This is a genomic window from Selenomonas sp. GACV-9, from assembly GCA_900116485.1.
Classification (GTDB): domain Bacteria; phylum Bacillota; class Negativicutes; order Selenomonadales; family Selenomonadaceae; genus Selenomonas_A; species Selenomonas_A ruminantium_G.
In genome coordinates this window covers 181302-192732 of record FPAX01000003.1, presented here as the reverse complement: position 1 = coordinate 192732, position 11431 = coordinate 181302, and the positions used below count along the sequence as shown (strand labels likewise).

General features: G+C 55.0%; 10 protein-coding genes. 8 read left to right on the top strand and 2 right to left on the bottom strand.

Annotated elements, in window-relative coordinates; all coding sequences use genetic code 11:
- The first annotated feature begins 558 nt into the window (after positions 1–558).
- The 8 genes from galU (at position 559) to BM322_RS05215 (ending at position 8059) form a co-directional block, all read left to right on the top strand.
- Positions 559–1434, top strand: a complete 876-nt coding sequence (gene galU / locus BM322_RS05250) for a UTP--glucose-1-phosphate uridylyltransferase GalU (protein WP_075428855.1) — start codon at positions 559–561, stop codon at positions 1432–1434.
- Positions 1435–1444: 10 nt separating this feature from the next.
- Positions 1445–2683 carry a DUF445 domain-containing protein gene (locus BM322_RS05245; RefSeq protein ID WP_075428854.1) on the top strand — a complete coding sequence of 413 codons (1239 nt, stop codon included), beginning with the start codon at positions 1445–1447 and terminating at the stop codon, positions 2681–2683.
- Positions 2680–3987, top strand: coding sequence for a DUF445 domain-containing protein (locus BM322_RS05240; RefSeq protein WP_075428853.1), 1308 nt, complete (start codon positions 2680–2682; stop codon positions 3985–3987). The genes BM322_RS05245 and BM322_RS05240 overlap by 4 nt, the downstream gene beginning before the upstream one ends.
- Before the next feature lie 224 nt (positions 3988–4211).
- Positions 4212–4424 carry a 50S ribosomal protein L9 gene (locus BM322_RS05235; RefSeq protein WP_074513966.1) on the top strand — a complete coding sequence of 71 codons (213 nt, stop codon included), beginning with the start codon at positions 4212–4214 and terminating at the stop codon, positions 4422–4424.
- 99 nt (positions 4425–4523) lie between these two features.
- Complete coding sequence (locus BM322_RS05230) at positions 4524–4805, top strand: HMA2 domain-containing protein (protein WP_075428865.1); 282 nt, start codon at positions 4524–4526, stop codon at positions 4803–4805.
- Between the two features lie 3 nt (positions 4806–4808).
- Complete coding sequence (locus BM322_RS05225; RefSeq protein WP_075428852.1) at positions 4809–5444, top strand: HMA2 domain-containing protein; 636 nt, start codon at positions 4809–4811, stop codon at positions 5442–5444.
- A complete protein-coding gene (locus tag BM322_RS05220; protein ID WP_075428851.1) occupies positions 5441–7555 on the top strand; it encodes a cation-translocating P-type ATPase in 2115 nt (704 codons plus the stop codon). Before BM322_RS05225 ends, BM322_RS05220 begins: the two co-directional genes overlap by 4 nt.
- Before the next feature lie 18 nt (positions 7556–7573).
- Positions 7574–8059 carry an HMA2 domain-containing protein gene (locus tag BM322_RS05215; protein WP_075428850.1) on the top strand — a complete coding sequence of 162 codons (486 nt, stop codon included), beginning with the start codon at positions 7574–7576 and terminating at the stop codon, positions 8057–8059.
- A 69-nt stretch (positions 8060–8128) separates the two neighbouring features.
- Here BM322_RS05215 and BM322_RS05210 read toward each other — a convergent pair whose 3' ends face one another.
- Both BM322_RS05210 and mutY read right to left on the bottom strand, forming a co-directional pair.
- Entirely contained in the window at positions 8129–10177 is a 2049-nt protein-coding gene (locus BM322_RS05210; protein ID WP_318254536.1) for a methyl-accepting chemotaxis protein, read from the bottom strand.
- Positions 10178–10310: 133 nt separating this feature from the next.
- Positions 10311–11405: an A/G-specific adenine glycosylase gene (gene mutY / locus BM322_RS05205; RefSeq protein WP_143102187.1), complete on the bottom strand. Its 1095-nt coding sequence runs from the start codon at positions 11403–11405 to the stop codon at positions 10311–10313.
- Positions 11406–11431: the final 26 nt, after the last annotated feature.

The following is an 11431-nucleotide window of genomic DNA, read 5'->3' as shown; positions in this document are numbered from 1 at the left end:
GACAGTCGCTCCAGACAGAAAGAAGCACTACCCCGTTCGCCCCTTTGGTAACGGAAGGTTGAATTTGCACGAACCGTTGCTCTCATAACAAGCACATCGATGTAATTCGTGGCCTATCGCCGGAAAGGAACAGGCTTGTACCCACATATCAGAGGGCGAGGGTGGGTACACTTTCTTCGCAGACGGAGCGATTGCCCGAACGCAGTGAGGGATGGCACGCGGTAGGTACTTGCTAGAATGTCCAGATGTATTGGCGCGCCGCTGGCCTGCCCGGCGCATGTAACTAAATACGTACTTAAACACCAGCGCGGGTCATTTAGCGGAGCGGAGAAAAAGTGCACCCACCCTCACCCTAGCTGAGCTGTATCAAGCTTATTGTAATCTCGCACTAACAGACAAACTGCAATTTGCTGTATATGTTTCCAACTATAGAGAGATTTGCTGGCATACCTCCAGTAAATCTCTTTTGTTTTTGTGCAGGACAGAAAGTAGCAGGATTTTTGCAGATTATGTATAATATATATGACTAGGACATTTTACTTATAAGGGGATTATATTATGCAGAAGATCAGAAAAGCAGTGATTCCGGCGGCAGGGTATGGTACGCGTTTCTTGCCGGCTACGAAGGCGACGCCGAAGGAGATGCTGCCGATTGTCGATAAGCCGACCATTCAGTACATCGTGGAAGAGGCAATGGCCAGCGGTATCGAAGACATCCTGATTATCAGCGGTCATGGCAAGCGTGCCATCGAGGATCATTTTGATGGCGCACCGGCCCTGGAAGCGGAGCTCTTGAAAAAGGGGAAAACGGACCTTTTGGAAAAAGTCCAGGAAACAGCTGATATCAATATCCATTATATCCGCCAGCGCTATATGCGTGGCTTGGGCGATGCGATTCTCTGTGCGAAAGCTTTTATGGGCAATGAGCCATTTGCGGTGCTCTTGGGTGATGATGTGGTCTACAATCCGGAGAAACCGGCCCTGCGCCAGCTCATGGATGTTTATGAGGCTACGGGCGGTTCGGTGCTTGGCTGCCAGAATGTACCGGAGGAGAAGGTTTCCGCTTATGGTATCGTTGCTGGTACGCAGACCGAGGATGATCGCCTGATGAAGGTAACGGACATGGTCGAGAAACCGGCCAGGGAAGAGGCGCCAAGCCGCATGGCTGTGCTGGGCCGCTATATCATCAAGCCGCAGATCTTTGACATCCTTGAGAGGACTGAGCCAGGCAAGGGCGGCGAGGTGCAGCTTACGGATGCGCTCAAAGTCCTAGCCCGGGAGGATGCTGTCTACGCCTATGACTTTGAGGGCAAGCGCTACGATGTAGGCGATAAGCTTGGCTTCCTCAAGGCGACGGTGGAGTTTGCTTTGCGCCGTGAGGATCTTGGTGCACCGTTCAAAGCTTATCTTCAAGAGCTTACGGGAAGAATCTGAGGTGTGACTCTTGCAGACAAAGAATAAAGCCAACCTGGCTTTAGGCATCAGTGCCGCCGGTTTCATCGGAACGATGGCAGCCGGCGGCACTAGCTTTTTGCCAGGTCTTTTGCATCACGGATTTCTGGCCGCAACGATTGGCGGCCTTGCCGACTGGTTTGCCGTGACGGCAATCTTCCATAAACCGCTGGGGATATCGTATCGCACGGATATCCTGCGCCGCAACCGCCAGCGCATCATGGAGGCCATCGTGACCTTTGCCAGTGATGACCTCTTGAGCACTGCAAATATCATGCGGGTCATCGACGATCAGGATACTGCGCGCCTGCTGGTCGAGTACCTTGAGCATCGCGGCGGCCGCAGGCTCGTGCATGAAGTGGTGAAGACTGTGCTGTTCCGGGCGGTGGAGGATCTTGACACGGCTGCGGTGGCGGCGGAACTCTCGCCGGCAATCCGCGAGGGGCTTCAGTCCTTTGCATTAGAGGATGTGGTGTCGGATCTCCTGCGCATGCTGGCTGAGGAGGAACATTCGGAGCGGATCCTCGCAAGCCTATTGGCCATCAGCCAGCGCCTGCTGGAATCTGAGCCGTTGCAGCAGGTACTGCTTTCGCGCATTACGAGCCTGCGCCAGCAGTATGAGAAGGATTCGGCAGGGCGGGCTTTTGTGCTTGCTTCGCTGGGGATTACCGACGAGCGGATCCTCGATATGCTGCTTTCGCGCATGCAGCAGCATCTCAAGACGATGCTGGCCGAGCCGACGGCGAGCTATGCCAGCGTAAAGGCCGGCCTTGAGACTATGCTGCGCGCATTGAGCCAGGATGCGCGGCTGCGGGATATCCTGCAGGACCGCAAGGAGCAGCTGCTGGAGCGCCTCGATATCGAGGGGGGGCTGGCGCGCTGGCTCGAGGCAAATATCAAGGGGGAGGCACCTTTCTGGCTGCCCCAGGTGCATGCCTTCCTCGATGCCCGTATTGATGATTTTACGCGGTCGGAGCCCTGGCAGCGGCGCTTTGACCGTTTCGTCAAGCAGTTTGTCGAAGACGAGCTGACAAAACATCATGATTTGATTCCGGGGATTATCCGCGAGCGGCTCGACGAGTTCTCCGATGATGAGCTCGTGAACTTCGTTGAAGCCAAGGTGCAGGATGACCTGCAGATGATCCGCATCAACGGTTCTTTAGTCGGTTCATTGGTTGGCATGGGGCTTTATCTGGTCGTCACGCTGCTGGAAAGGATGTGGGGACTATGAGATGGGCGGATTGGAACAAGGCCGATAAGACATTGTTTTTGGCGCTGCTGGTGTTCTTCTTGGCGCTGGCCCTGCATCTGAATTATCCGGACAAGGTGCTGGCCGACGCGTTCCTGTTCTGTGCCGAGGCAGCACTTGTCGGCGGCATTGCCGACTGGTTTGCCGTGACGGCGCTCTTCCGCAAGCCGCTGGGCTTTCCGTATCATACGGCCATTCTGCCGCGCCGCCGCCAGTCCTTTATCGAGGCGTCGGTGACGATGGTGCAGAAGGAGTTCTTTTCCCGGCGCAAGGTGTTCCGCCATTTGGAGCGGCTGCATCTGTTGCCGATGCTTTTAAGCTGGCTGGCTGAGCCGGAGACAGAGAACCGCTTGGTCCTGCGGCTGGTCCACTATGTCCGGGATTTCCTGCTGCAGCAGGATGCGCGGGCCCAGGCGAAAGTGATAGCGGACAGGTTCCGCGGCACCCTTGATGCCCTGGCGCCTGAGCCATTCTTTGCCCTTTGGGGTGGCTGGCTGCGACAGACGGGCAAGGACAAGGAGTTCTTGAGCCGTGTGGCTATCTACCTGCGTGGACGGGCGGCTGGCGAGGAGACCCGTGCAGCCTTGGCGGAAATGTTTGAGCGCTACGGCGAGGAAAAGGTACAGGACAATTCCCTCGGGGCCTTCCTGATGGGCCTGGCAAGAGCCGTGAATCTCGTCAATTACGAGGAGGCAGCTGAGCTCGTGCAGCAGCAGATCCTGGTGATGCTTGATGACCTGGCCACGAAGGACTCTGAGCTGCAGCAGGAGATGCTGGCGCTGTTTTACGAGAAGGCAGCTGAGCTGAACCAGGAGCCGACCTTCCATCAGCTGGTCCATGAGCTCAAGGACCGTCTGGTCAAAGACCTGCCTCTAGAGGAGGCTGTCTTCCGGACCCTTGACCACTTGCACCGTCATTTTGCCGAGGACAAGGCACGCCATGTCGATCCGCTCACCGAGCATATGCCGGCTCTTAGGACGCGGCTCGAGGAGATCCTGCGCGATGAGTACCGGCGCATGCTGCAGCTGGTGGAGTCGGACGAGGTGCTGCGCCGTTCGGTCGGTCATTTCCTCTATGACCTCATTGCGCGCACGGCCCTGCATGCCCAGACCCTCGTCGGTGTCATTGTCACGAATGTCTTGTCGCGGCTGACGGACGAGCAGCTCAATCACTTGGTCTATGACAAGGTGGAGCCAGACCTTCTGTGGATTCGCATGAACGGTTCGATTGTCGGTGCAGGCATCGGCTTGGTGCTGTTTTGCTTTATGCTTTTATTCTCGTTATGATTAGCGAATAGATTGACAATTTACAGGTTACAATCCTATAATTAATACTGTAGGGACAGCGTTGACAAAGAAACGTTGTTTTGCTACTATAGAGGATGAAATTGATAATCCTTCTAGATTGTTGATTTCATTCTCCAACGGCAGAATGGAGAACAGGATGCCCAATACAAGGAAATAAGCAGGAAAGCCTGTTTATTATTGTTATTATTGAGGAGGATGGATTTATGTTCCAGAAAACTGATTTTTGGATTGGTCTGGCTGTAGGTGCTGTTGCTGGTATCTTCGGTTATCGTTTCATGCAGGAGCGCGAGGCTCAGCTGGCTGCTATGCAGCAGGCTGCACCGGCTGCTGAACTTCCGGTTGCTGAACTCCAGCGCCAGAAGGAAGAGCTCGAGGACCTGATCGCAGCTCAGGAAGCAAAAAAGGCTAGCAAATAATAAGTCGTTTTAGGACGAGAAAGGAGACTGCCGCTCTTTGTTTTTGCGGCAGTCTTTTTGTATGATTAGGGGGAAACTGTTTTGAGTTTGCTGGGAAAAATGCAAATCCCAACGAATAAACTGGATGTATTTATTCGTTCCGTGGAAATCGCATCGTATTTGCCGGGACGGGTACGGTTATATTCAAATAACATGATTGGCGATGAAGGTTTAGCACAGCAAGTAAAGAGCCAGTTGACGGCCTTTGCTGAGATTGATGCAGTAACGACGAATACGGTATCGGGTTCGATTCTCATTGTTTACACGCCAGACAAGCTCCGCCGCAATGCTGAGTTGCGCAAGGTGGAGGAATATATCATGACGCACGCGAGGAGGAAATAACGAATGTCATACGTATCAGGATTCATGATGGGGGCGGCCATTGGTAAGAGCATCCGCCAGGCAATAGGAGGCGGCGGAGTACCTGCGCGCCATAGAGGCCCAGTGAAGGCATGCCGCAGGGCTGTCATGCCGGTGAAGGCTGCTCGCGTTGAGGGGTTGCAGCTGATCTCATCCCTGCCGGGACGCCGCCGCTATCGGGCTGCTTTCTCGGCGGAGCTGGGTAAAATGCTGGAAGAGAAACTGGCAAAACTCAGCTATGTGAAATCGGTGCAGGTAAATGCCGTAAGTGGCAGCATCTTGCTGATTTTTGCGCCTCAGGATGATGTCCATATCGATAAATTGGCCAAGTGGCTGGAACAGCATCTGTTCAAGAAACGCTGCCAGCAGAATGGTGCTGGTCCGAATATGGATTGTGAGTCTCATGCTGGCCTCATCACTCGCAGCATCCGCAATACGGCCCGGGCCTTCAGCCAGTGGATCAAAGATCACACCTGTGGCTGCTTTGATATGAGTTCGCTGGCGTCGATGCTGTTCCTGCTGCGAGGCTTGCGCAAGATGCTTTTGACTGGCCAGTACCCGTCGGGTTCCCAGATGCTCTGGTGGGCGGTTACTTTGATGAGAGGATGGCGGACCGTATGATATACGGAAATTGTTTTTTTCATTTGCAGGCAGCACTCAATCGTGAGGAACGGGCAAAGCTGGCTGCTATGATACGCCGCAACCGTTATGTGGTGGCGGTATCGGTAACGGAGCGCAGGGTGCAGATCTGGTACAAGCGGCAGATGCCGCCTTACCAGCTGCAGCAGCTCCAGCAGCTGATGATTACCACAGTCAAACGCTTGCAGGAAGCCGCTGTTACGCCGGCCCAGCGTCTTGAAGAATACCGCCGGGATGCGCTGATCTCCCTGGCTGGTTTTGCCGGCATGGAAATCTTGAAGCGCACTTCTCCAGGAATGTTTGCTGGGGCCAAGGTCTTGCGCAGCCTGCTGGTGCTGGGGATTGCCCGCAAGTTCATCCAGAACGGCGTGCAGGGTGTGGTAAAGGATTGCCAGCCCAATGCCGATACCCTGACGGCGACGGCCGTTATCGCTTCGGTCCTGGCTGGCAAGCCAGAATCGAGCCTAACTCTGTTGGCGCTTTCCAATGGTGCGGAAATGCTTACCAGCTATGCCGCCGAAAAGGCGCGTACCCATATTTCGGGGCTGCTGTCCCTTGACCAGCGCTATGTATGGCTGGTAGAGGGCGACACGGAAAAGAAGGTTCCTGTGGAGCAGGTCAAGGTGGGCGATACGATTGCGGCCCATACGGGCGAAAAGATCGTAGTCGATGGCCGGGTGATTTCCGGTGATGCTGCCGTCAATCAGGCCTCGATCACTGGTGAATCGAATCCTGCCATGAAACACGCCGAGTCGCCGGTTTACGCCGGCAGTGTGGTGGAGGCCGGTGAGCTTGTCATCAAGGTGGAGAAGGTAGGCGAGGACACGTCGCTTGCCCATATCGTCCATCTGGTGGAAGAAGCCCAGAACCGCAAGGCGCCGGTGCAGAACTTTGCCGATAAGATGGCCAACTTCCTTGTGCCGATTTCCTTTATCGGGGCAGGCATCGTCTATGGTGCCACCCGGGATTGGCAGCGGGTGCTGAATCTCCTGTTCATCGACTTCTCTTGCGGCTTGAAGCTTTCGACGGCTACGGCTATGTCAGCAGCCATCGGCGCTGCGGCGAAGCGCGGTATCCTCGTCAAGGGTGGCAACTATATCGAGGCCCTGGCCGAGACGGACACGGTGGTGCTCGATAAGACTGGCACGCTCACTGTGGGCATTCCGCAGATTTCCTTTACGAAGACGGCCAAAGGCGTAGAGGAGAAGGAAATGATCCTGTTGGCGTCGTCAGCAGAGCAGCATTCGGTGCATCCGCTGGCTGTGGCCATCCAGAAATATGTGCAGGAACAGGAATGGACCTCGCCCCAGCATAAGTCCTCGAAGACCATCGTGGCCCGGGGTATGCTGGCAGAGGTGCCGGATTTTGAAGGCTATAAAGGCGGCATGATCCGAGTGGGCAGCCGGAAATTCCTGCGGGAAAATGGTATCGCTGTCGATGAATCCCTGCTGGAGGGCGTCGAGTGCAAGAATCTCCTGTATGTGGCCAGGGATACGGAGCTCCTGGGCATTATCGGCATCGAGGACCCTGTCCGGGCCAAGATGAAGAAGACCCTCAACCAGATGCGCCGTCATGGTGTAGATGAGATCGTCATGCTCACGGGTGACAGCAAGGCCGTGGCCGCTGAGGTTGCCCGCAGCATGGATATCGACTCCTATCATGCAGAAATCCTGCCTGAGGATAAGAGCCACTATGTAAATAAGCTCAAACAGCGCGGCACGGTCATGATGGTTGGCGACGGCATCAACGATGCGCCGGCCCTGGCCTTTGCGGATGTAGGCGTCTCTTTGGGCGGTCGTCAGACCGATATCGCGGCTGAGTCGTCGGCTGTGACGATTCACTCCGAAGACCCCGAGCGTCTGATCGAGACGCTGCAACTGGGACGCCGCACGATGGATCTGGTCCATCAGAACTTCATGGCGACCATTCTGGTCAATTCCTCGGCAATGCTGCTGGGAGCCCTGGGCAAGATCAGTCCGCTCTGGGCCGCCGTGATCCACAATACGGCGACGCTGGCGGTGGTGCTCAACAGCTGCCGGATATTGAATCAGAACAAGAATGGCTTTTTTGCCCGGAATCGCCGGGCTGCTTGATGGAAAAGAGGGATGGTTATGCAGTGTGGACTCAAGAACCTGCCATTGGGAATCCCGATGACAGTGGCGTCAGTGGGAACCCTGGCTACGCTATGTGCTGGTAAGAAGTTCCATGTCGGCTTTGGCATTGCCTGGGCGGCTTTGTCCTTCTTGCATGGCTGGCAGCATCATAAGAAGATGCAGGCTGATGCCTGCCGCTTTGCTGGCTGTGGTGAAAAGAAGGCTGAAATCGTTGACCCGCTAAAAAACATAGCGGCCAGCTTTCAGGTGGATTCCTATGTGCCGGGACGCGTGCGCCTGCGCAGCGGTATGCTGGCAGCCAACCCGCAGTGGAAGAAGCCCTTGGAGGATTATCTGCAATCCTTTACCGGGGTCAAAGCGGCGGTGATAACGCCACTGACGGGATCATTGCTCATTACCTATGACCCCGAAGAGCTGCGGCAGAAACCGAAGCTTTCGCAGCTGGAACAGCAGCTTGCTGAGCTGGCTGCAGGACGTATCTGAGTAGAATATAAGAAGGCCCTATGGTGCAAACTGCATGCACCATAGGGCCTTCTTTATGTTGTGTGGGGGTTAGATACCCATCTCGATATTGTGGATGATTGTCGTAAGTTTATCCATCTCAGCGGCAGTCTTTTCATTGATAGCCTCCAGAGCCTGGATTGACTGGGTGGATTTCTGGATATGGGCGACGCCTTCGTTGAGGCTCTTGTGGAGATTCTTCATCTCGGCTGCGAAGTGTTTGTCGAACTCATTGATCTTATCCTCAAAGTCCTTGTTGGCCGAGAGGATGTTGTCGATTTCGGCGACGTCGTGCAGCAGCACCTTGATGGCCTCGTCGGAGGTATGCAGGCTCGTCTGGGTATTCTCGGAGAGCTTGCGGACCTCCTGGGCGACGACGGAGAATCCGCGGCCAGCCTCACCAGCCCGGGCAGCCTCGATGGCGGCGTTGAGGGCCAGCAGGTTCGTCTGGGCAGCAATCTCGTTGATCATCTTCATGACATCGTCAATCTTCTGGGTGCTCTGGGAGAGCATGTCAAGTTTCGGCGTGATCTCGCGGTTACGCTCGGTCAGCTGGTTGAAGAGACCATTCTGCTCGTCGATGCCCTTGGAGAGCTGCTGGATAGCCTCCTGGATGAGGTCAACATCACCGGACATGCGCATGATGGTCTGGACGATGCCTGGCATCTTCGACTGGTAATCCTTGAACATATTGATGAGGTTGTCTTTGAGTACCTCGGTATGTTTCTGTCGGTCGATGACGCGTTTGAAGAAGAAGGAATTGCAGTTGGCATAGCTGCGGGCAAAATTGTCGACGTAGCTATCGGAGAAAGGCTGTCCTTCGGGGACGTGATAGAAGCAGATGGCTGTCAGGGTTTCGTTGACATGAAGTCCCATGATTTCACCAAAGCTTGAGAAACCAGCGACAGGTACGTCGCTAAAGAAATCCATATGCTTGATTTCTTCTGGATAGCCGAGACGGCGCAGGATGCAGTCGTTGAGGATAGCGCCGACGGCTTTCGGTTTGCCATTGGTATAGCTGCGGATATCGCGATTCAAGGTGGATTCCAGTGACTGACGTTTGAGCAGGTAAAGTTTCTCGCCGGTAACTACGTCACAGAAGAAACTGATGCGGTCGTTGACATCATCGATACCCGAAATCGTGCGGACGAAGTCATCGCCGTTGATATCAGTGGCAAAGGTATAGCCCTGCAGCTTTGTCTGCAGGTCAGCGGTGCTGCTGACCTTAAAGTGGTCTTTGAGGGCCTCGATGAAGGAAATCGGCTCGCCGTTTGGCCCTTCGACAGTTTCCACGTAGCGCAGGGCAGTATTGGCGCTGCCAACGGTGAATACATCGCCGGTGCGCTCGACAGCCTGGGATTTGAAGATGCCATAGCGATAGGCTTTCTTGAGACGGACCAGCGTGATGACGGCATGATTCTCAAGACAATGCTTGTCATCATAGATATAGGTGTGGGTAAAGGTCATATCGCCGGCCGAACTGCCGCCGATGAATGGGATCGGATATTTGCCTGACTCGAACAGCGCCTGCAATGCGAAGGTCTCACAGGCCGAGACGCCGTCGATGTAGATCATCGCGAAAGTATGGGCGACACTGAGGCGGAACGGGACTGGCAGCTTGTCGATTTCCCGACGGATAGCTGCGACGCGGTCATTGACGGTCATCTCGACTTCGCCGCGGCGAAGATCCTCACTCGGCAGCGGGATGCTCATGATATGAGCAGACTCGATCATGCGGTTCGAGAAGGATTGCAATAGTACCTTAGCGCGGCCGTCCGGGGCCTCACAGTAGATGGAACGGCTGCCCTGTGGGCGGCAGAGCTCGCCCGAGGTCGTCATCAGGATGACCTTCGTGGTAGCAGGTACTTCGTGTTTGATGGACTGGGCCACATCGGAAAGATTGAGATCCGGCGATACGAAGCCCATGATAAGGGCGCAGCCCTCCGCGACATCAGCCAGGTCCTTGAGCCGTACGGCCGATAGTTCATTTTTGCCCAGATAGGCAACTTTCATATCCTGCTGCGTGGAGACAACAGGTGCGGTTGGGGTAACGCTGGCAGCTTCGGCTTTCTTCATATTTGAAGAAAAAATGTTCATCATTTCTAAACACCTCTCTGTTTCGTGACATGTCACGAGTTATTGACAGCAGAATCAAATAGAAACAAAGATTATTTTGTCTATAACTTTAACTTTCGGCACTCAGGAAAAAAATCCTGCTAGGTGTCCAGTTTATTTATTTCAAATAGGGAAAGTAATAGGAAAAGGCAGACGGGATACTGTAAGTGGCGGCGATTTGGGCAGGCGATACCCATTGGAAGGTTTGGCAGCTCTCGGCTATTTTCGCGTTGTTATCGCTGAGCGTTATCTTCCAGCCGGTCATATGCCACTCAACATGGGAAAAGATATGTTTTGACTCGGGCAGCGGCTCGATTTGTACCGCTTGATAATCATGCTGCTGCAGCCAGGTTTCGATGTCGCTCTGCGATTGATGCCTTGGAAGATGCGGAAACTCCCAAAGGCCTGCAAGGAGCCCTGTGGCTGGGCGCTTTTGCAGGGCGAAGGCATCGCCCTGTTGGAGCAGCAGGATGGTGTGCTGCTCGATGCGGCGCGATTTTGCTGCTGTCTTTACAGGAAAATCCTGTTCGTGCCCCGTATCGTGAGCGAGACATAGGCGTTTCAGCGGACAGTTCGTGCAGTGTGGAGCCCCATGTGGCAGGCAGATCGTGGCACCAAGGTCCATAAAGGCCTGGTTGAGGTCGCTGGCGTCTGTTCCGCTCGGATAGTGCGGGGCAAGTGCGGTTTCGATAGCCGTTCGCGTGCGGGCGGCCATGATATCTTCCGGGCAGGCAAGGACGCGGGTGATGACGCGCAGTACATTGCCGTCAACAGCTGGCCAGGGCTTGCCCCAAGCAATCGAGCCGATGGCGCCAGCTGTGTAGCGGCCAATGCCCGGCAGTGCCAGAAGGGCTTTATGTTCCTGCGGGAGCTCGCCGCCATATTCAGCCGTGATGACTTTCGCGGCTTTCTTTAGATTGCGGGCGCGTGAGTAGTAGCCGAGGCCCTGCCAGAGTTTCATGAGCGTGTCATCGCTGACAGCTGCCAAGGCGGCGATGTCTGGCAGTGCGGTAAGGAAACGCTCGTAGTAAGGGATGACAGTGGCCGCGCGCGTCTGTTGCAGCATGATTTCCGACAGCCAGGTGTGGTAGGGCGTTGGTTCCAGCCGCCAAGGCAGCTGCCGATCGTTTGCCTGGCGTCTGTACCAGGTCAGCAGCGGCTTTATGAGATCTGGCAGGATATCGGTATGTTCAAGGGTAAGTGCTTTCGGCAATGTATGAACTCCTTCGTTTATGGTCG

Excerpts from the sequence above, each read along its gene's own strand:
- BM322_RS05210 (WP_318254536.1), bottom strand. The coding sequence starts at position 10,177 with ATGATGAACATTTTTTCTTCAAATATGAAGAAAGCCGAAGCTGCCAGC.
- BM322_RS05230 (WP_075428865.1), top strand. The coding sequence starts at position 4,524 with ATGCAAATCCCAACGAATAAACTGGATGTATTTATTCGTTCCGTGGAA.
- galU (WP_075428855.1), top strand. The coding sequence starts at position 559 with ATGCAGAAGATCAGAAAAGCAGTGATTCCGGCGGCAGGGTATGGTACG.
- BM322_RS05215 (WP_075428850.1), top strand. The coding sequence starts at position 7,574 with ATGCAGTGTGGACTCAAGAACCTGCCATTGGGAATCCCGATGACAGTG.
- BM322_RS05235 (WP_074513966.1), top strand. The coding sequence starts at position 4,212 with ATGTTCCAGAAAACTGATTTTTGGATTGGTCTGGCTGTAGGTGCTGTT.
- BM322_RS05240 (WP_075428853.1), top strand. The coding sequence starts at position 2,680 with ATGAGATGGGCGGATTGGAACAAGGCCGATAAGACATTGTTTTTGGCG.
- BM322_RS05220 (WP_075428851.1), top strand. The coding sequence starts at position 5,441 with ATGATATACGGAAATTGTTTTTTTCATTTGCAGGCAGCACTCAATCGT.
- BM322_RS05225 (WP_075428852.1), top strand. The coding sequence starts at position 4,809 with ATGTCATACGTATCAGGATTCATGATGGGGGCGGCCATTGGTAAGAGC.